Origin of the sequence: Lysinibacillus sp. NPDC097279 (assembly GCF_044761745.1) — a bacterium.
Taxonomy (GTDB): domain Bacteria; phylum Bacillota; class Bacilli; order Bacillales_A; family Planococcaceae; genus Lysinibacillus.
Window position 1 is genome coordinate 465,820 of sequence record NZ_JBIWDA010000003.1, and the last position, 19,172, is coordinate 484,991.

Below are 19,172 nucleotides of genomic sequence, written 5' to 3' on the forward strand. Positions count from 1 at the left end.
TAATCAAATTGGATTCAAATGTAGATTAATTTTTTGAGGGGGAGAGACATGCTTTACGTGTCTTTAATAGCAGCATTCGTTGCTTCCATTTTGTTAACTCCACTAGTTAAACGTTTAGCGTTTAGAATTGGTGCCGTTGACGCGCCAAACTATCGAAAAGTACATGCACGCATAATGCCAAGGCTTGGTGGTCTGGCAATTTTCCTTGCGTTTTTAATAGGGGTGGCGTTTTTACAGCCACAAGGTGAAAATAGTTTAGCGATTATTATCGGAGCTTGTATTATTGTAGCAACTGGTGTCATTGATGATATGCGCGAAATTTCCGCAAAAGCAAAAATGCTCGGCCAAGTAGTAGCGGCCCTTATCGTTATTTTTGTTGGCGGAATTCAAATTGACTTTATTAACTTGCCATTTGGTGGCCAATTAGATTTCGGTTTCTTAAGTATTCCATTTACTATACTATGGATTGTTGGTATTACGAATGCGATTAACTTAATTGATGGCTTAGATGGTTTAGCTGCAGGTGTTTCTTCTATTGCACTAATCACATTATCAGGTATGGCATTTATAATGGGCGATATGTTCGTATTAGCCTTTGCAGCAATTTTAGCTGCAGCGACAATTGGTTTCTTATTTTATAACTTCCATCCAGCAAAAATCTTCATGGGAGATACTGGAGCACTATTTTTAGGATTTATGATTTCAGTATTAGCATTATTAGGATATAAAAACTTTACGATCATTTCGTTAATTATCCCAGTTATTATGCTAGGTGTACCGATTTCTGATACATTCTTTGCAATTGTTCGTCGCTTACGTATGAAGAAAAAATGGTCGGATCCAGATAAATCGCATTTACATCACCGATTATTGGATATGGGCTTTACACATCGTCAAACTGTACTGATTATTTATGGCATTGCGATGATGTTCGGCTTAGCTGCTATTATCTTCTCAATGGCTAAATTATGGGGAGCAATATTGCTTATTACAGTGATTTTAATCGCCATTGAAATTTTTGTTGAAATCATAGGACTCGCTGGCAAAAACTATAAACCGCTCTTAAATTTCATGCGGATTTTTAATAAATAACATTCGAACCAACTATACTGGACTATAGTTGCTCAGACAGAAGACAAACTCAAATGCCTTTGAGTTTGTCTTCTGTCTTTTTTTGTACTATCGCGGAAAAACCTTGTTGCTTCGCGGAAATATGGGTTTAAAGCGCGGGAATAAGCCCATGAAACGCGGAATAACGATGTTGTATCGCGGAAAAAGGGTCATGAAGCGCGGAAAAACTAAATGGAAGCGAAAAACAACCAGTCACAGGTTAAATACCCGCAACTGGCTGTTTCTCAAAAACTTTATTGTGCTGACTCGTTAGTCGAACTGTCGTCGCCAGCTGCATTATCTTTATCTGTATTATTATTTGTTAACGTAGAAGATGGAGATTTTAAAGCTAAATGATTTTTAAGAATTTGTGATACGTCATCAACTGATTGCTGATCTAGTTGATAATAGTAAACACCTGTAGACATATCATCGTTACCTTCTAAAGTTAACGAATCGATGCGTGGTTTACCTTGTTTTAAATATGACAGGAATGATTTCATTTCACTAAATGTCATATTTGTTTTCATATTATCACCAATTGCCTTAATGACATCGTCATACTTTGTAATAGAACCGACTGAAGCTACTTTATTCGTAATAGCTGTTAAAATTTCTTGTTGGCGAATACCACGTTGAATATCATTATCTTGTTTACGAGTACGGGCAAGTGCAAGTGCTTGACTACCACTTAATTGCTGTAAACCTGGTTTTAAATTAATTGTATTACGATCAAATTCATCTTTTTCGTGTAATGCATATGGCACTTCTGCTTCGATGCCGCCTAATGCGTCGACAACATCAATAAATGCATTAAAGTTCATGCGCACGTAGTAGTCAATTGGTATATCTAGAAGTCCTTCAACTGTTTCAATGGTTGCTAGTGTACCGCCTAAAGCATGTGCATGCGTAATTTTATCTTTATAACCTACTGAAGGAATATAAACGTAAGAATCACGAGGGATACTTAACATTTTAATCGTTTTTGTGTTGTTGTTTAAAGTAGCTAAAATCAGAGCATCTGAACGTGAGTGATCAGAACCTTGTCCACGATTTTCGCTATCATCAACACCTACAAATAAAATCGAAACATTATCATGAACCGGTTCTACTTTTTCTTCTCTTAGTGTAGAAACATCGCGACCTTCTAATTCTTCATGTGCTGAGTTTGCAGCGTGCTCGGCTTGCTTTGTAATATATACTCCATAGGCCGTAACGCAAATTAGCAAACTAGCAACAAGTAGTAATGCTACTTTTATAATGAAAGACGCTTTAGAAGACCTCTTTTTCCTTTTTACATTTGTTCTTTTCATATCTGGTATATTCTCCTCTTGATTTTGGGAATAATTACGCGATTGAACTAAAATTTATTCATATTAGCACAGAGGCGTAACTGAGTAAGTTAGCTCAATATTAAAATTATACTATGGACCTTCAGCATTAGACAATTAAAACTATTTATTTCACAATAAATTCGATAAATTGCGCACTCTCGAATGAGACCGAAGCTTGTCCATTTGTAAGTTCTGTAATCCAATTGGTAAACTGATTTTCTTCCTCTTTCAACACGGAAACAATGATTTCGACACCTTCTAAGTAGCGAATTTCCTCTAATGAGTAAGCAGAGTTGCGAATCTCATTTTCTACTTTGCCAAGCCAAGTGTAATCGATGACGATTTTCATTAGGTGGTGTAGCTTGCGTTCGACAACTTGTGCAGCGAGTAATCCTTCTGTTGTTGCTTTACCGTAAGCACGAATAAGACCGCCGCCGCCCAATTTTATGCCACCAAAGTAGCGTGTGACGACAACGACCGTATCCTTTAAGCCTTGTTTTTTTAAAACCTCTAACATAGGGACGCCTGCCGTACCACTAGGTTCCCCATCATCATTGGCCTTTTGGATATGATCATGCTCCCCAATTATATAAGCAGAGCAATTATGTGTCGCATTATGATGCATTTTTTTTATGCGCTCAATAAACAACATTGCATCCTCTTCGCTTTCAGCGCGTTCTATATAAGTGAGAAAGCGAGATTTAGATATTACGATTTCACTTTCTCCATAGCCTTTTACAGTTAAATAGTTATCTCTCATATGTGTCATTCTCCTTTAAAGTAGGGTTGTATGCTATAAATTTCATAAAGAAAAAGCATTAATTTTTATCATTGTGATGCTATAATAGGTTTAGACTTAGATTCTATGAAATTGGTCTTTCAAAATACTATGTGGTAATAAGGACATTAGACTGGGGAGTACACTATGTTTTCAAATGATACCTTCGATTTAAAGTCGCTTGATGACGTATTCAATCGAATGTTAGAAACAATAATGAGCTCTAAAGACGATATTTTCATTATAAGTGAACAAAGCCGTAGAAGCTTTGAAGATATGCAACAAGAGCTAGAAATTGTTCGAAAACAGATTTCAACTGTCATCGATGAAGGCGATGCTTTAGAAAAAAGCACGCAACTTGCTAAGCAAAGACTTGTGTTAGTGAGTAAAGCTTTTGATAATTATACCGAAGAACAAGTTAGAGATGCATATGAAACGGCCCATGATTTTCAATTGAAGCTCTCCGTCATTAAAACACAAGAAAAGCAACTGCGCGACAAAAGAGATGATTTAGAGCGACGTCTAAGAGGTTTACTCGATACAATTGAACGTGCTGATCATATTGTTAATCAAGTAAATGTTATTTTAAATTATTTAACGTCTGATTTAAAAAATGTTGGGTTAGCGCTTGAACAAGCGAAAATGAAGCAAGATTTTGGTATACGAATAATCGCAGCGCAAGAAGAAGAGCGAAAACGTTTATCAAGAGAGATTCATGATGGACCTGCGCAAATGTTGGCCAATGTCTTAATGCGTACGGATTTAATTGAAAGAACGTATCGTGAAAAGGGCATTGAATATGCTTTGGCTGAAATTGCTGATTTGAAAAAAACAGTGCGCAATGCGCTATCAGAAGTGCGACGTATTATTTATGATTTACGTCCTATGGCACTCGATGATTTAGGTATTGTACCGACATTAAAGAAATATTTGTCGACTGTGACCGAATATAATCCGGGAGTTGAAATCCATTTTCAGTCAAGGAGTACAGAACAACGTATTCCATCAAATTATGAAGTATCCATTTTCCGTTTAGTACAGGAATGTGTAACAAATGCTATGAAACACGGGAAATGTAAGGATATTTGGGTAAAGCTTGAATGGTTGAATAACGCGGTAAATATTGTCGTGAAAGATGATGGCGTTGGATTCGATCAAAAAGTTGTAAAAGATCATTCCTTTGGTATTTTAGGAATGCGAGAACGAATTGAAATATTAAATGGTACAATCTCAATTGAAAGCGAGATTAATAGAGGTACAACGGTACTATTTAAAATTCCGTTAGAAGTAGATTAAAGAATGTGTTGCAGAATTTTAGGGGGTAAAGACTTATGACGAAGATAATTATTGTAGACGATCACCAGCTATTCCGAGAAGGGGTTAAACGTATCTTAGATTTTGAAGATACGTTTGATGTAATTGCAGAAGGTGACGATGGCACAGATGTTGTAAACCTATATGCGGAAAATCAACCGGATGTTGTTTTAATGGACATCAATATGCCAGGAAAAAATGGTGTAGAGGCAACAGCTGATTTAATTGCAGAATTTCCAGATGCAAAAGTAATCATGCTATCTATCCATGATGATGAAACATATGTAACACATGCATTAAAATCAGGTGCACTTGGCTATATGCTAAAAGAGATGGATGCTGATGAAATCGTAGAAGCGATTAAAGTAGTGGCAAATGGCGGCTCTTATTTACATCCAAAAGTAACAAAAAATTTAGTAGCAGAATTCCGTCGCCTTTCTGAACATGAAAACAAAGGTAACTTCCATCAAACGGAAATTCGTCGTCCATTCCATTTACTAACAAAACGTGAATGTGAAGTTTTACAATTACTAACAGATGGTCAATCTAACCGTACAATCGGTGAGACACTGTTTATTTCTGAAAAAACGGTTAAAAACCACGTTTCAAGCATTTTACAAAAAATGAATGTTAACGACCGTACACAAGCCGTAGTAACTGCCATTAAAAATGGTTGGGTTGAAGTACGATAACTGTATAGTATAGAATTGAAGGCTGTTTTTAAAAGCTACTTTAACAGATAAAGTAGTTTTTAAGGCAGTTTTTTTGTTGTGCAACATTTTAAATTAAAAGACGTCATAAGAATGATATAAGCACCTAAATGTAGAAAATGCGCAACAAAATTCCTACTAATGCATTTATATGCTACAATATTGCGCGGGAGGTTTTATGATGTTAAAGAAAAGTATTCTAGCAGTTTTAACCTTATTAGTGTTAACTGCCTGTGGCAATAAAGATGAAGACTTAACTGCAAAAGAGCGAGAAAAGGTTATTGAGGATGGTACAGTAGGCTTTGAAATGATGGGTGGAGAAGTCGAAAAAGCGACGAATGTACCAGCTAATGAGGAAGAAGCAATTTTAGCGGCGTTTGATGAATATATTGCTGCATTCAATGATAAAGACATTGATCGTTATATGAACACGATATCTAAAAAACCAAAAGGCTTTAACTATGATGAAGATAAAATATTAGCAGAGCAAGTATTCGACCAAACCGATACAAAACGCAATGTAGAAAATGTTACTATTGCAAAGTATGATGAGGAAGAAGCGCAAGTATTCGCTAATATGACAACGCACTCTCTCCAACTCGAGACGAATGTTGAACATGAAAGTGCCGGACGACAAGTAACGGTATTTGTCAAAGAGGGTAGAGAATGGAAAGTGACGAGCGTCTTTTATATTGGAGATGACACTAAATCAAGCACGGGCAATTAATAAGGGGAAGTCATCCCCTTTACAATACATAGAAAATGAATGTGAAATGGACGTCATCGTTTGAGCTTGTAGTCCAAACGATGATGTAATTACGTTAGGTCGTAATTCAATTCACATTCATTTCTTTTTGAGGTAAACTTGGAACATAGGAGAGTGGACATGAATGAGGACGGCAATCGTAACAGACAGTACTGCATACATTACGCCAGAAGAACGAGCGCGCTTAAATATTCGTATGATTCCGTTAAGTGTAAACATCGCAGGTGAATTATTCGCAGAGGAAGTAGATATTACGGCTTCTGAATTTTATAATAAAGTACGTGGGGCAAAAGAATTCCCTAAAACAACACAGCCACCAATTGGTGAGTTTGCTGCTCTCTTTGAAGAGTTGGCAAATGATTATGACGAAGTAATTTCTATTCATTTATCAAGTGGTATAAGCGGTACATATCAAGGTGCTGTCCAAGCAGGAGAAATGGTGGAAGGTATTGATGTATTCGCATTTGACAGCGAGATTTCTTGTGCGGTTCAAGGCTTTTACGTGCTACGTGCAGCTGAAATGGCGGCGCAAGGTTGCACGGCTCAAGAAATATTAGCAGCATTAGCGGACATGAAGCAGTCTATTCGTGCTTACTTCATTGTAGATGACTTAGCGCACTTACAACGTGGAGGACGTCTATCTTCAGCAGCAGCTTTAATTGGAGGTTTATTACAAGTAAAGCCTGTTTTGCATTTTGTAGATAAGGTAATTGTACCTTTCGAAAAAATTCGTACACGTAAGAAAGCACTAAAGCGTGCAGAAGAATTACTAGCTGAAGATGCCAACAAGTATGACAAGATGGATGCAGTAGTCATACATGGCAACTGCCAAAAAGAAGCAGAAGAATGGTTAGCACAGCTCGCTGCAACCTATCCGAACGTAAACTTTAAATTGAGCTATTTCGGCCCCGTTATTGGCACACACCTTGGTGAAGGTGCAATGGGATTAGGCTGGACAAAAAAATAATATGAAAAAGTAAAGTCTCTACAACTTGTTGTAGGGGCTTTTTTTATTTATTGTAGGCGAGAAATCTCTGATAGCGCGAGCGAATCGCCTGTAAACCTGGTTGAAACCTTAGATAGAAGCGCGTGAATCGCCGATAGAACTGCTTAATTCGCCGATAAACTCTGTCGAATCGCCGATAAACCTGAGTAAATCGCCGATAACCAGGCAGAACCCTCTGTTAGAACCAATATCACAAAAAGAAAGGAGTAAATTAGAATGAATTATAAAGGATGGCTGTTGCCTCCTGCTTTACGAGATTTTCATGAAGGGCGTATATGGTTAATGGAACATTCACCTTTTGCAAAGCTTGATATACAGAATGCTATAGATAAAAAGTATCTTCATATAATAGAAGGGATTCAAATAACACCAACTTTGAGATGTAACCGTTGCTCTAATGACAAGCCTCAGTTTTTTACGATGTTTGATTGCTCAAAATGCCAGCAACAATGTTTATACTGTAGACATTGTCTAAGCATGGGCAGAGTGAGTAGCTGCACGCAACTGGTCATATGGCGAGGGCCGAAAGCTTATAGAAAAAGACAGCATCCACTCCAATGGACAGGCCAACTGACAGAACTCCAACAACAGGCGGCAAATGAGCTGCTTGAAAGTGTTAAAGCAGGTCGATGTCATTTGATTTCTGCGGTGTGTGGGGCTGGTAAGACAGAGTTGCTTTTTCAATCAGTACAGTATGCGCTAGAAAAAGGGATGCGCGTTTGTATAGCAGCGCCACGAACAGATGTTGTGCTAGAGCTGTTGCCTCGCTTTCAAAAGGCTTTTCCTGAAACCGTCATTCACGCTTATTATAGTGGAGCGCCGAAGCAGAACGGTTATGCGCAACTAATACTGGCGACGACGCATCAGCTATATCGCTTTGAACAGGCATTTGATGTCATGATTGTTGATGAGGTGGATGCATTCCCTTATTCATTCGATGAAACATTAGCAAGAGCCGTGAAAAAAGCCAAAACTGCAAAAGCCTCAACTTACTTTATTACAGCTACACCGTCACAGACAATAATTGATCAGTTTAAATATTGCTCATCTATTCCAAAAAGATATCACAATAATCCTTTGCCGGTGCCACGCTTTAGCTCGCTATGGGGATATGAAAAAAGCTTAAAACGGGGAAAACTTCCGAGAAAGCTAAAAGTTTGGATAGAGGAACGGCTAACTAAAAAAGAACCATTTCTTATTTTTTTACCGAAAGTTGAATTGTTGAAAATGGCCACGCCACTTTTTCAAAGGATACATGCAAATATTTTAGCCGTTCATGCTGATGACCCAGAAAGAAAAGAAAAAGTGCTTCAGCTACGTAATGAAGAGATTCCAGGATTAGTAACGACGACGATTTTAGAAAGAGGTATTACGATAAAGAATGTACAAGTCGCTGTAGTTGGGGCAGAATCGGCTATTTTTACTGGAAGTGCATTGATTCAAATTGCAGGACGAGTTGGGCGACATGAAGCTTATGCAGAGGGAGACGTCGTATTTTTTCATCATGGCATTACAATCGCCATGGATGAAGCGCGCGAGAAAATAATCTATAACAATAAAGTAGGGTTCTCCTTATGAATAAAGTAGAAATGTTTTGTTTACTATGTGCCCAGCCTTTGCGAATCGTTCCTAGCTGGAAAACACTTTTAATAAGACACTTTCCACCTTGTCTTTGTGAAAAATGTTTCTCCAAATTTGAGCTTTCCTCAACAACGACAGCACTTTATCAATATAACGATGCAATGAAGAAGTATTTGCATCAATATAAATTTCTTCAAGACGTTGCACTTGCTAAAGTATTTCGACAGCAGATTCATACACAATTTAAATGTGAAGCAGCAACGATTATTCCGATTCCAATGCACCCGATTAAGCAAAAAGAGCGTACCTTTTCACATACCGAGGAGCTTCTGAAAGCCGCAAATATTCCCTATAAACAACTTTTAGAAAAAACGACAGTAGAAACACAAAGCTCCAAAAATAGGGAGCAACGTCTAAAATCAGCTCCACTTTTTCGACTAAACCCTGTAGCGCAAGTTGAACATAAAGATTATCTCCTTTTTGACGATATACAAACTACAGGGACAACACTACGGCATGCGAAACAGATTTTACTAGAAGCAGGTGCCCGAAATGTTCGAACCTTCACATTAATTAATGGATGAAAATGCTAATACATCATGTATAATAGATTACGAATTTAGGATTCGTGTAATTAAATAGTGATCATGCAAGAGGAGGAAGAAGAGATGGCTGAGGTTCGAAATTGTCCAAAATGTAATGAGTTTTTTAATTATACTGGGGTCAGAGACGTATGTCATAAATGCGCACAATCAGAAGAGGAATTATATCAAATAGTATATCGTTTTTTACGAAAACGAGAAAATCGTGCGGCTACAGTGGAACGAATTGTGGAGGCAACTGGTGCTGAAGAGGAATTATTATATAAATGGGTTCGTAAAGGGCGTTTGCAGCCAGCAATGTTCCCGAACTTAGGTTATCCATGTGATAACTGCGGTCATTTAACGACAACAGGGAAACTGTGTACAAAATGCCAAGATGAATTAAAGTCAGATCTTCGTACATTTGAAGCAGCTAAGGAGTTCCGTGAAAGTGTAGCAGAACATGATCGTGTAACTTATCATGCCGAACGTAAAAAGTAATAATTTGAAATAGGTTGATTTTACACAAGAGTTGAGCTTCCTTCACTTACATACGTCCAATGCTGATGCGATCTACCAAGCAAATGTAACAGGGAATCGAGAATGACGAAGTTAAATTATACACCTTAAAGATGGTTGATAAGCGAAAGTGTGTTAATTTTAAACAAAATTAGCACACTTTTTTATATTTGAAAACTTAACATTATTGGAGACAATCCGAAATAATAGTAAGATAAGCTTTTAAGATAGGGGGATGAATATGAAAATTACATCGTATGGTGTTAATGCTGTAAACGCATATAAAAATCAAGTACGTAATGTTAAATCTGGCGACAACAAAGCGTCATTCGCTGATAAAATTGAAATTTCAAAAGCAGCTCAAGAAATGCAAGGTGTGACGACATACAGTACTGAACGTGCTGAACGCGTGCAGCAATTAAAGGCAGATATTGATTCTGGAGAATACAAGGTCAATGCTCGTAAAGTTGCTGAAGATATGCTGAAATATTATCGCTTCTAGGAAATACAGAAAGGGTGCTTAGTAATATGACTGTAGAAACCATTTGTTCTACATTAACAATATTAGAGAGAATGCATAAAAGCTTACTCGAACTAGCCTTTAGAAAAACAGAAATTATTAAAGCTGGCGATATCGAAGCACTAGACCAAATGCTCAAGGATGAGCAGGCACATGTAGCGGCCATTGATAAGCTCGAGCAACAGCGTCAGGTACAGGTAACCGAATACCTTAGAGCAAAAGGAATTGCTTTAACTGACAAAATGTCTGTTGCTGATGTCATCGATGCTGCTGAACTCGAAACTGAAAAAGAAGCACTTTCAGCTGTTCGCAATCGACTAATGCTCATCATTAATGATTTACGAAAACAAAACGAACTCAATCAAAAATTGGTATTCCAATCACTACAATTTGTCAATCTTACATTAGATGCCCTACGCCCACGCCCAGAGCAAATAAATTACTCTGGTCGTGAGGTGCGTGGCACGAATACAGTAGCCAAAAAATCGTATTTCGATTCACAAGCTTAATCGTTACTAAAGGGAGGAATAAAGATGCGCTCAACATTTATGGGCTTAGAAACTAGTAGAAGCGGTTTATTTACACAACAATCTGCTTTATATACAACAGGTCATAATATTTCAAATGCCAACACACTAGGTTACTCACGCCAACGAGTAAACATGCAAGCTACGCCAGGTTTTCCCACAGCCGGTTTAAATACGCCTAATTACCCTGGACATATGGGAACAGGGGTAGAGACAGGTTCCATTCAACGTATTCGCGATGAATTTATTGACCGTCAATATCGTCAGGAAACAAACAAGTTAGGTTATTGGGAATCACGTTCAAATGCTATTTCTCAAATGGAAGACATTATGGACGAACCTTCTCAGTACGGTTTAAACGCAGCATTAGAACAGTTCTGGAAAGGTCTACAAGATGTTAGTACAGGTCCAGAAAATGCGGCATCACGTAAAGTGGCCATCGAACGTGCCAACCATTTAGCAGAATCATTTAACTATATCGATACGCAATTAAAAACAATTCAAGGCAACTTAGGTAACGAAATTAGTGTTTCAACAAACCGCATCAACTCCTTACTAAAGCAAATTGCTTCTATTAATAAACAAGTGCAAGAGGTTGAGCCAAATGGTCATGTACCAAATGATTTATATGATGCTCGCGATGTGTTAATTGATGAATTAAATAGTTACATCCCAGTCTCAATCGAACGTGTTCCTTCTGGCGGACTTGCTTCTAGTGTAGCTGAAGGCAGTGTAACCATTACATTTAAGCCATATGGCACAAACACAGCTATTAAATTAGTGAATGGTAAAGATGCTGCTAGCATCGAAGTAAATAGTGGTGCTACACAAATTGATGGAACGGATTTATCGAAAGTATTTACGAGCATCAATGTAACTGGTACAGGTACAGCTGATTCAGGCACGATTACATATGACCAGTTAGAGCCTGGCAAAGGTAAATTATTATCATTGATCAACTCTTATGGATATCAAGATGGAGCAAATGTTAAAGGCTATTATCCAGAAACGATGGCTAGCCTTGACAAACTTGCCTCAGAATTTGCAAATGTCTTTAATGCGATGCATAAGCAAGGGTATGATTTAACAGGTGCTCAAAGCACAATCGATTTCTTTGAACCGATTGATAATACAAAACCAATGTCAGCCGGAAATATTAAAGTGAATGCTGACCTTTTAAAAGATTCTTCAAAGTTAGCTGCATCTAGCAAACCAAATGAAGAAGGGAACGGTAAATGGGCACTTGAGCTTTCAAATATCCAATCAAAAGTTCAAGCAAATTTAGACGGCGCAACATTTAACACATTCTATCAAGGAATCATTGGTAAGCTTGGTGTCGATGGAGAAGAAGCAGCGCGCTTAAACGGAACTTCTGAAACACTTCTTGTGACAATTGGCAACAGCCGTGCTTCCATCACTTCGGTATCACTTGATGAAGAAATGACGAATATGATTACATTCCAACAAGCATATAACGCAAATGCACGTATGATTACTGTTATCGATGAAACATTAGACAAAATCATTAACGGCATGGGCCGTGTAGGAATTTAACTAAAAACTAATTGAGTACGACTAAAGGAAGGAGCTTTTACAAACATGCGCGTAACACAATCCATGTTATCGAATAACATGCTTCTAAACTTAAATAATAGCTATGGAAAAATGTCCAAGCTACAAGACCAAATCACTTCAGGCTCTAAAATCACGAGACCTTCAGACGACCCTGTAGTAGCAGTTAAAGGGATGGGCTACCGACGTGATTTAGGGCAAGTTGAACAGTACACACGTAATATGAATGAAGTGAACAACTGGCTCGATACATCTGACGAATCATTAAATCAAGTAGGCGAGCAGATGAAGCGAGTGCGTGAGCTTGTAATTCAAGCAGCAAACGATACAAATACACCAGAGGAGCGTGCGAAGGCGAAAGCTGAAATCGACCAAATCCGCCAACAAATTCAAGATGTAGCAAATACAAAAGTTGGAGACCGTTATATTTTCAGTGGTACAAAAACAGGTCAGCCTTTATTTATAAATGGCACACTTAACAATGCGGATGTCAATTCTGAAGATGTTAAAATTGAAGTGTATGATGGTATTCAGATGACAGTGAATACTGCTGGCATGGATTTATTTAAAAGTGTTGATGATATGATGGGTAAAATCTCTGATGTACTAGACCCGAATAGAGTTCCTGTTGCTACAAGCGAAGAAATCAGCTCAACACTAGGTGGCGTAACAAGTACAAGCACGGATGATGACATTACAACAATGCACAATAAAATTCTCGAAGCACAGGCAGATGTTGGTGCACGTCAAAACCGTGTGGAATTAATGGAAAACCGCTTATCGATTCGCGAAATTAGCATAACGAAACAATTATCGAATAATGAGGACGTTGATTATTCAAAAGCTATTACAGAAATGGTAACTTCAGAATCGATTCATCAGGCAGCATTATCTGTTGGCGCTAAAATTATTCAACAATCATTAGTCGATTTTATTAGATAAATACAATTGATTATCTTACTAATTAAAACCAAGCGTTTGAACATTTTGTTCAGACGCTTTTCTTGAAAGGAGAAGTGTACATGAGACTCCCACAAATCCAAATTCGTACAACGGACGCACAAATTGACCTTAATATTGCTAAGCCACAACAATATATTAAACAGCCTAAAGCTACCCAACATATTGAACAGCCTGCTGCAATACTTGATATCAATACAACACGTGGTGTCCTAAAAATTGATTCATCCCAAGCAAGACGTGACTTAGGCTTAATTGGTCCATTAGAATCTAGTGCAAATTATGCGCAAAAAGGGAAACAAGAAGCAATGAAGGGTATGGCACGAAGAGCAAGAGAAGGCCGACAAATGATGGAGGGCGCTGGTAAAGATCAGGGAAGAGCAACAATTCAAAATATCGCCAAACAAAACCATGGCCCACATCGTGTGCAATTTAATATAAAATTTGTGCCATCTGTTGATTCCGTAAAAATCGACTACACACCAGGTACAACTGACGTAAACATTCAGCGTAGAGAACCAATAATTGACGCCCAAGTGAACAAACCGATACATGAATACACACCAGGTAAAGTAACTGGTACAATGATACAAAGACCAGATGTTGACATTGATGTCATCGTTTAAAGGAGTGCCCCGAAAATATGAAAATAGCTACTAAATTTTTAGGAGAAGTCGAAATCGTTGAACAAGATATCCTGACTTTCGAACATGGCTTATTAGGATTAGAAGAAGAAAGAGAGTTTGTTTTACTACCAATCGATGCAGACCTGCCGCTTGCATTACTTCAGTCTGTTCAACATGTCGAAATTGGCTTTGTCGTTGCTTATCCTTTTGCATTTAAAAAAGACTATAGCTTTGACATTAGCGAAGAGGATCGCGAACAATTACAAATTGACAAACAAGAAGATGTTCTTCCATATGCCATAGTCACAATGAAAGAAACTTTCCAAGAATCTACAATAAACTTATTAGCACCCGTTATTTTAAATATAGATAAAAAACGTGGTAAACAAATCGTTCTCCAAGACAATAAAGCCTATCCATTACGTTATCCGATGCTTTCATTGGAAGGAAGTGCTAAATAATGCTAGTACTTTCACGAAAAAAAGATGAGTCAATTATGATAGGTGATCAAATCGAAATAAAAATATTAGCTGTGGAAGGTGACCAAATTAAACTTGGTATAGTTGCGCCTAAAACAGTAAAAGTACATCGTTCGGAAGTTTTCGAAGCTATTCAAGCGCAAAATAAAGAAGCACTTGCTTCATCTTCAAACTTTTTAGAACAGCTAAAGAAAAAATAAATTAGTGCTTTGAATCTATTACATAAAAATAAAAAAACTTTTAAAAAACTATTAAACTTTTCCAACTACTAACGATATATAGATTGTAGGGTAAGGGAAGTCCATATATACAACCTAAACCGACAATATTCCACACGGATGTGGAATAACAAAACAAACATTCAAGGAGGAATTCCAAATGAGAATTCAACATAACATTTCAGCTTTAAACACACACCGTAATCTTGGTTTTAACAATGCACAAGCGTCTAAAAACCTTGAGAAGTTATCTTCAGGTTACAAAATCAACCGTGCTGGCGATGACGCTGCTGGTTTAGCAATTTCTGAAAAAATGCGCGGACAAATCCGTGGTCTTGATATGGCTACTAAAAACGCTCAAGACTCAATCTCTTTAATTCAAACAGCTGAGGGTGCTCTTAACGAAACTCATGCTATCTTACAACGTATGCGTGAATTATCAGTTCAATCATCTAATGACACAAATGTTAATGCTGACCGTGACGCACTTCAAAAAGAGGTAGAACAATTACGTGAAGAAATTACTCGTATTTCAACTGACACAGAATTCAATACTCAAAAATTATTAAATTCTGATTTTAAAGACAAAGTATTCCATATTGGTGCTAACGAGGGTCAAAGCATTAAACTATCTATTGCTGATACAAGCTCAAAAGCACTTGGTCTTGAAGAAGGAGCTCAAAACGTTACTGGTGGCGCTGGTAAAACAGTAACTGCTGGTGGGGACACTTATACTTGGTATGCAAAGGATGCACAAATTAAAGCTTCTGCAGCAGCTATTTCAGCAGCAACAGCAGGACAAGCAGGTTGGTATGATAGTGTAGGTAATAAATATACAGCAGGAGCAGCGCCAGCGGGAGCAAAAGAATATAAAACTGGTGATGCAATCCCTGCATTCAAAGAGATTAAAGCAACTGAAGATGGTTTCTTCGCAACTGATGGTACGCTGAAAAAAGCAGCTGCTTCAGGACAAGAAGTAACTGTTGGCGGTCTTGATATTTCATCTCAAGCATCAGCAGATAAAGCAATTACAACTTTAGATGCAGCAATCAAAACTGTATCTAATACTCGTTCTAACTTAGGTGCTGTTCAAAACCGTTTAGAACATACTATTAATAATTTAGGTGCAACATCAGAAAACTTAACAGCTGCAGAATCACGAATTCGTGATACTGATATGGCTGCTGAAATGATGTCATTCACTAAAAATAACATCTTAATGCAAGCAGCTCAATCTATGCTTGCTCAAGCTAACCAACAACCACAAGGCGTTCTACAATTATTACAATAAATTAGAATGTCAAACAATAAAAGCCAATCCTTTAGTAGGATTGGCTTTTTATATTTTATGGAATTATTAGTAATGTTTTAAAAAAAGTATAACGGAATTTCCCTATAAAGTTTTATATACATGTTATACAAACATTTAATGTTTTCGATTATTACCGATATAATAAATAGTATGTACAAAGAAATGAGGTATATATATGGAAGAACAACTAATAAACGAAACAAAAGAATCGTATTATACTTATGTAAGAAATATCCCACTAGGTTGTAAACAAATAGCTGGCGATTTACGATTAGGAAATATGTCAATAGCCTTTGAAAATATTATGAACTTAGCAGAAGGATTAGATTGGCTATTACAAGTAGAAGAAAAATTATATGATTTTAATTTGACAATCAATAGTCGTTTGAAAGATGCGAATGCATATATTATAGAAATTAATAATGCACTTGAAAAACAAGATTATATTACGGTAGCAGATATATTTGAATATGAAATTCATCCACTATTTGATAGTGTGACTGAATGGACTTTTGAACAAAGGAAGATAGTTGAATGATTCTTGTAGATAATCTAAAAATATTAAAAGAAAAAAAATCAATATTATATCATTACTTTAAGCAAGCAGAGGAAATAGAACATAGAAATTACTCTATTGAGCTTGCTAGAAACAATATGGAAACTTTATTCATTAATCAAAACGAAAAAGCTATATATTTACATAGTAAATATGATCCATTGAAAGAAGCTAAAGAGTTTGTTTCAAAAATAGGAGATTTAAAAGAATATAAACATGTTTTATTTATTGGTACAGGTTTAGGGTATCATATTAAGTTAATTTTAGAGCAAAATCCAAAATTAAAATTTTCTATTTTTGAACCTAATCAATCAGTTTTAGATGCATTTTTAACAAAGCAAAATTTAAAAAAATATAAAAAAGATCGATTAATAGAGATATTTTCAGATATTAGTCAAATTGTAGATAAACCAGAATTTTTTAAATATTACTCAGGGAACACAATTGATATTATTTTGCCTGTGGTACGTCAAATACATCAACAAGAAATAGAAAAGTTTTATAAAAAGCTATCAGAGGCTATTAAATTTAAAAAAGAAGAAATGCAAGTGAATTCATTATTACAAAAGCGGTGGATGATTAATCCAATAATCAACTTTTCTAAGCTTGTTAAGACACCTAATTTATTATTGGATCTCGATAAAGAAGCCTTTAAGGATAAGCCAGTTGTTATTGTCTCCGCAGGTCCCTCTTTAGCAGAGGATTTGAAATATATTCAACAAATTAAAGATGAGGGACGCGCTTACGTATTTGCAGTGGGCTCTGCTATCAATGCTTTAATTGCACATAACATAATGCCAGATGGATTTTTTAGTGTAGATCCAAATCATGGGAATATATGGGTGGCTAAAAACGTTATCGAAAACAAATTAGATATTCCTCTTATTTTTGGAAGTACAATTGGGTTTGAAGTTTTAAACGAGTACCCTGGAAAACTAATTAGTTTTATGATAAATAAAGATAATTTTTCAAAGTATTTATTAGATTATGATGATGAAATTGTAGTATTTGACGCAGTTACAGTAGCAAATATGACATTACAACCTCTCTTAAAGTTAGGGATGACACCTATTATTTTTGCTGGACAAAATCTTGCATATTTAGATAACAAAAGATATTCTTCGGGTATAGAATATACTCATATTACAAACGAAATTACCCAAAAGGAAGAAGAAGCCCAAAAATATGTTTTAAGTGTCAATGGTGAAGAGATTGCAACGAGTGAAGAATATATAAAAATGAAAAAAGATATGGAGGGTATTATACGGACATATCCTCACAGTGAATATATTAATACAACTAAAAATGGTGCACATATTGAAGGCACCAATTTTATGACAATTGATAAAGTAATAAATAAAAAATTATTAGATAAGAATATTGTGAAAAAAAATTGGACAGAAGGTAAACCTTCTTATAATCTGGAATTCGCAAAAGAAAAGTTTAATAATTTAGAGAAAAGTTTTGATGAATTATTAAAATTAGTTAACAAATGTTTAGAATATTTGTCTGAAATCAAAAAAATGAACACATCAGGTAATTATAGTAAATTAGAAATTTTTTTATCAGCATATGATAAATTATTTGAAATAGTTCAGGAAAACATTTTCTTCCGTGTTATCATTCAACCTATGACAATGGTACAGCACGAAGTATTTATTGATAAATCTGGTGAGGTTGCTCGAGCAGGATCACCTCGCTTAAAAGTTAATCTATTTAATGATATATTCGGATACTATATGGATATTATTTATGCGGCTATTGTTTATGTACAGCCAGCTTTTTACGAACTTAAAAAAGGTAATGTATTTAACGGATAATCAAATTATGGAAAGTAGGATATATATGACAATAAATGTTATTGCAGAAATCGGATGTAACCATAAAGGTGAAATTACCATTGCAAAAAAATTAATTGATGAGGCTGTGAAATGCGGAGCAACAGTAGCAAAATTTCAAAAACGTAATAATAAAGAACTGTTATCTGAAGAGCAATATAATGCTCCTCACCCTAATAAAGCAAATTCTTATGGTGATACTTATGGTGCCCACCGTGAATTTTTAGAATTCACAATTGAACAACATAAAGAGTTAAAATTATACTGTGAAGAGAAAGGTATTATTTACAGTACTTCAGTATGGGATATTACATCTGCAAAAGAAGCTGCAAGCCTGGAACCTGAGCTAATTAAAATCCCCTCAGCAATGAATAATCATTTTGAATTATTAACTTGGTTATGCAAAAATTACGAAGGTGAAATCCACATTTCTACAGGTATGACCAATTATAATGAAATAGAAACGTTAATTAATTTCTTTGAAGAACAAAAAAGGAATCAAGATCTAGTTTTGTATAATTGTACATCTGGTTACCCTGTTCCCTATGAAAATGTTTGTTTGCTAGAATTAACGCGCTTACAAAAGCAGTATCAAAATCGTGTTAAAGATATCGGATTTTCTGGCCATCACATCGGAACTGCTATTGATATCGCAGCATATACTTTAGGAGCTAAATGGATTGAACGACACTTTACAATAAATAAGAATTGGAAAGGTACTGATCATGGAGCTTCACTTGAGCCTAATGAATTGTATGAACTTGTACAAGACTTAAAAAATGTAGAGTTAGCTTTATGTTATAAAGAACAAGAAATTTTAGATATTGAGCAAATACAAAAAGATAAACTAAAATATAAAGGGTGA

21 protein-coding genes are annotated in these 19,172 nt (G+C 36.1%); 19 read left to right on the forward strand and 2 right to left on the reverse strand.

Annotated features, from left to right (window positions below):
• Nucleotides 1-48 precede the first annotated feature (48 nt).
• On the forward strand, nt 49-1,092 hold the full coding sequence (locus ACIQ1H_RS15820) for a glycosyltransferase family 4 protein (RefSeq protein WP_173479694.1): 1,044 nt from the start codon (nt 49-51) through the stop codon (nt 1,090-1,092).
• Between the two features lie 272 nt (nt 1,093-1,364).
• On the opposite strand, the gene ACIQ1H_RS15825 is transcribed toward ACIQ1H_RS15820, so the two are convergent.
• Nucleotides 1,365-2,423 (reverse strand): LCP family protein, encoded by a 1,059-nt coding sequence (locus tag ACIQ1H_RS15825; protein ID WP_402889975.1) that lies wholly within the window; start codon nt 2,421-2,423, stop codon nt 1,365-1,367.
• Nucleotides 2,424-2,568: 145 nt separating this feature from the next.
• A complete protein-coding gene (locus ACIQ1H_RS15830) occupies nt 2,569-3,204 on the reverse strand; it encodes a YigZ family protein (RefSeq protein ID WP_402889977.1) in 636 nt (211 codons plus the stop codon).
• Nucleotides 3,205-3,369: 165 nt separating this feature from the next.
• Here ACIQ1H_RS15830 and ACIQ1H_RS15835 point away from each other — a divergent pair, with 165 nt between their 5' ends.
• The 18 genes from ACIQ1H_RS15835 (at nt 3,370) to ACIQ1H_RS15920 (ending at nt 19,172) form a co-directional block, all read left to right on the forward strand.
• On the forward strand, nt 3,370-4,518 hold the full coding sequence (locus ACIQ1H_RS15835; protein WP_402889979.1) for a sensor histidine kinase: 1,149 nt from the start codon (nt 3,370-3,372) through the stop codon (nt 4,516-4,518).
• A 35-nt stretch (nt 4,519-4,553) separates the two neighbouring features.
• The gene (locus tag ACIQ1H_RS15840) at nt 4,554-5,228 is read left to right on the forward strand and encodes a response regulator (RefSeq protein WP_173479690.1); all 675 of its coding nucleotides are present in this window, start codon (nt 4,554-4,556) and stop codon (nt 5,226-5,228) included.
• Nucleotides 5,229-5,427: 199 nt separating this feature from the next.
• On the forward strand, nt 5,428-5,973 hold the full coding sequence (locus ACIQ1H_RS15845) for a nuclear transport factor 2 family protein (RefSeq protein ID WP_402889981.1): 546 nt from the start codon (nt 5,428-5,430) through the stop codon (nt 5,971-5,973).
• A 163-nt stretch (nt 5,974-6,136) separates the two neighbouring features.
• Nucleotides 6,137-6,979: a DegV family protein gene (locus ACIQ1H_RS15850; RefSeq protein WP_402889983.1), complete on the forward strand. Its 843-nt coding sequence runs from the start codon at nt 6,137-6,139 to the stop codon at nt 6,977-6,979.
• A gap of 255 nt (nt 6,980-7,234) precedes the next feature.
• Nucleotides 7,235-8,596: an ATP-dependent helicase ComFA gene (locus tag ACIQ1H_RS15855; protein ID WP_402889985.1), complete on the forward strand. Its 1,362-nt coding sequence runs from the start codon at nt 7,235-7,237 to the stop codon at nt 8,594-8,596.
• Nucleotides 8,593-9,183: a ComF family protein gene (locus ACIQ1H_RS15860; protein WP_402889987.1), complete on the forward strand. Its 591-nt coding sequence runs from the start codon at nt 8,593-8,595 to the stop codon at nt 9,181-9,183. The genes ACIQ1H_RS15855 and ACIQ1H_RS15860 overlap by 4 nt, the downstream gene beginning before the upstream one ends.
• Before the next feature lie 84 nt (nt 9,184-9,267).
• Nucleotides 9,268-9,681 (forward strand): TIGR03826 family flagellar region protein, encoded by a 414-nt coding sequence (locus tag ACIQ1H_RS15865; protein WP_173479685.1) that lies wholly within the window; start codon nt 9,268-9,270, stop codon nt 9,679-9,681.
• 259 nt (nt 9,682-9,940) lie between these two features.
• Complete coding sequence (gene flgM, locus ACIQ1H_RS15870; protein WP_173479684.1) at nt 9,941-10,201, forward strand: flagellar biosynthesis anti-sigma factor FlgM; 261 nt, start codon at nt 9,941-9,943, stop codon at nt 10,199-10,201.
• A 26-nt stretch (nt 10,202-10,227) separates the two neighbouring features.
• On the forward strand, nt 10,228-10,728 hold the full coding sequence (locus tag ACIQ1H_RS15875) for a flagellar protein FlgN (protein WP_402889989.1): 501 nt from the start codon (nt 10,228-10,230) through the stop codon (nt 10,726-10,728).
• A 24-nt stretch (nt 10,729-10,752) separates the two neighbouring features.
• Nucleotides 10,753-12,300 carry a flagellar hook-associated protein FlgK gene (gene flgK, locus ACIQ1H_RS15880; RefSeq protein WP_402889991.1) on the forward strand — a complete coding sequence of 516 codons (1,548 nt, stop codon included), beginning with the start codon at nt 10,753-10,755 and terminating at the stop codon, nt 12,298-12,300.
• A 45-nt stretch (nt 12,301-12,345) separates the two neighbouring features.
• Nucleotides 12,346-13,260 carry a flagellar hook-associated protein FlgL gene (gene flgL / locus ACIQ1H_RS15885; RefSeq protein WP_402889992.1) on the forward strand — a complete coding sequence of 305 codons (915 nt, stop codon included), beginning with the start codon at nt 12,346-12,348 and terminating at the stop codon, nt 13,258-13,260.
• Between the two features lie 80 nt (nt 13,261-13,340).
• The gene (locus ACIQ1H_RS15890) at nt 13,341-13,904 is read left to right on the forward strand and encodes a DUF6470 family protein (RefSeq protein ID WP_402889994.1); all 564 of its coding nucleotides are present in this window, start codon (nt 13,341-13,343) and stop codon (nt 13,902-13,904) included.
• 17 nt (nt 13,905-13,921) lie between these two features.
• On the forward strand, nt 13,922-14,365 hold the full coding sequence (fliW, locus tag ACIQ1H_RS15895) for a flagellar assembly protein FliW (protein ID WP_402889996.1): 444 nt from the start codon (nt 13,922-13,924) through the stop codon (nt 14,363-14,365).
• Nucleotides 14,365-14,583 carry a carbon storage regulator CsrA gene (csrA, locus tag ACIQ1H_RS15900; protein ID WP_115674241.1) on the forward strand — a complete coding sequence of 73 codons (219 nt, stop codon included), beginning with the start codon at nt 14,365-14,367 and terminating at the stop codon, nt 14,581-14,583. The genes fliW and csrA overlap by 1 nt, the downstream gene beginning before the upstream one ends.
• Before the next feature lie 178 nt (nt 14,584-14,761).
• Entirely contained in the window at nt 14,762-15,892 is a 1,131-nt protein-coding gene (locus ACIQ1H_RS15905; protein ID WP_402889998.1) for a flagellin N-terminal helical domain-containing protein, read from the forward strand.
• Nucleotides 15,893-16,088: 196 nt separating this feature from the next.
• Nucleotides 16,089-16,451: a hypothetical protein gene (locus ACIQ1H_RS15910; RefSeq protein ID WP_402890000.1), complete on the forward strand. Its 363-nt coding sequence runs from the start codon at nt 16,089-16,091 to the stop codon at nt 16,449-16,451.
• Nucleotides 16,448-18,289 carry a motility associated factor glycosyltransferase family protein gene (locus tag ACIQ1H_RS15915; RefSeq protein ID WP_402890002.1) on the forward strand — a complete coding sequence of 614 codons (1,842 nt, stop codon included), beginning with the start codon at nt 16,448-16,450 and terminating at the stop codon, nt 18,287-18,289. Before ACIQ1H_RS15910 ends, ACIQ1H_RS15915 begins: the two co-directional genes overlap by 4 nt.
• A gap of 25 nt (nt 18,290-18,314) precedes the next feature.
• On the forward strand, nt 18,315-19,172 hold the full coding sequence (locus ACIQ1H_RS15920; protein ID WP_402890004.1) for an N-acetylneuraminate synthase family protein: 858 nt from the start codon (nt 18,315-18,317) through the stop codon (nt 19,170-19,172).

Excerpts from the sequence above, each read along its gene's own strand:
- ACIQ1H_RS15850 (WP_402889983.1), top strand. The coding sequence starts at position 6,137 with ATGAGGACGGCAATCGTAACAGACAGTACTGCATACATTACGCCAGAA.
- ACIQ1H_RS15820 (WP_173479694.1), top strand. The coding sequence starts at position 49 with ATGCTTTACGTGTCTTTAATAGCAGCATTCGTTGCTTCCATTTTGTTA.
- flgL (WP_402889992.1), top strand. The coding sequence starts at position 12,346 with ATGCGCGTAACACAATCCATGTTATCGAATAACATGCTTCTAAACTTA.
- ACIQ1H_RS15865 (WP_173479685.1), top strand. The coding sequence starts at position 9,268 with ATGGCTGAGGTTCGAAATTGTCCAAAATGTAATGAGTTTTTTAATTAT.
- csrA (WP_115674241.1), top strand. The coding sequence starts at position 14,365 with ATGCTAGTACTTTCACGAAAAAAAGATGAGTCAATTATGATAGGTGAT.
- ACIQ1H_RS15845 (WP_402889981.1), top strand. The coding sequence starts at position 5,428 with ATGTTAAAGAAAAGTATTCTAGCAGTTTTAACCTTATTAGTGTTAACT.
- ACIQ1H_RS15905 (WP_402889998.1), top strand. The coding sequence starts at position 14,762 with ATGAGAATTCAACATAACATTTCAGCTTTAAACACACACCGTAATCTT.
- ACIQ1H_RS15860 (WP_402889987.1), top strand. The coding sequence starts at position 8,593 with ATGAATAAAGTAGAAATGTTTTGTTTACTATGTGCCCAGCCTTTGCGA.
- ACIQ1H_RS15840 (WP_173479690.1), top strand. The coding sequence starts at position 4,554 with ATGACGAAGATAATTATTGTAGACGATCACCAGCTATTCCGAGAAGGG.
- ACIQ1H_RS15855 (WP_402889985.1), top strand. The coding sequence starts at position 7,235 with ATGAATTATAAAGGATGGCTGTTGCCTCCTGCTTTACGAGATTTTCAT.
- ACIQ1H_RS15830 (WP_402889977.1), bottom strand. The coding sequence starts at position 3,204 with ATGAGAGATAACTATTTAACTGTAAAAGGCTATGGAGAAAGTGAAATC.
- ACIQ1H_RS15915 (WP_402890002.1), top strand. The coding sequence starts at position 16,448 with ATGATTCTTGTAGATAATCTAAAAATATTAAAAGAAAAAAAATCAATA.
- ACIQ1H_RS15875 (WP_402889989.1), top strand. The coding sequence starts at position 10,228 with ATGACTGTAGAAACCATTTGTTCTACATTAACAATATTAGAGAGAATG.
- flgK (WP_402889991.1), top strand. The coding sequence starts at position 10,753 with ATGCGCTCAACATTTATGGGCTTAGAAACTAGTAGAAGCGGTTTATTT.
- ACIQ1H_RS15835 (WP_402889979.1), top strand. The coding sequence starts at position 3,370 with ATGTTTTCAAATGATACCTTCGATTTAAAGTCGCTTGATGACGTATTC.
- fliW (WP_402889996.1), top strand. The coding sequence starts at position 13,922 with ATGAAAATAGCTACTAAATTTTTAGGAGAAGTCGAAATCGTTGAACAA.
- ACIQ1H_RS15910 (WP_402890000.1), top strand. The coding sequence starts at position 16,089 with ATGGAAGAACAACTAATAAACGAAACAAAAGAATCGTATTATACTTAT.
- ACIQ1H_RS15920 (WP_402890004.1), top strand. The coding sequence starts at position 18,315 with ATGACAATAAATGTTATTGCAGAAATCGGATGTAACCATAAAGGTGAA.
- ACIQ1H_RS15825 (WP_402889975.1), bottom strand. The coding sequence starts at position 2,423 with ATGAAAAGAACAAATGTAAAAAGGAAAAAGAGGTCTTCTAAAGCGTCT.
- ACIQ1H_RS15890 (WP_402889994.1), top strand. The coding sequence starts at position 13,341 with ATGAGACTCCCACAAATCCAAATTCGTACAACGGACGCACAAATTGAC.
- flgM (WP_173479684.1), top strand. The coding sequence starts at position 9,941 with ATGAAAATTACATCGTATGGTGTTAATGCTGTAAACGCATATAAAAAT.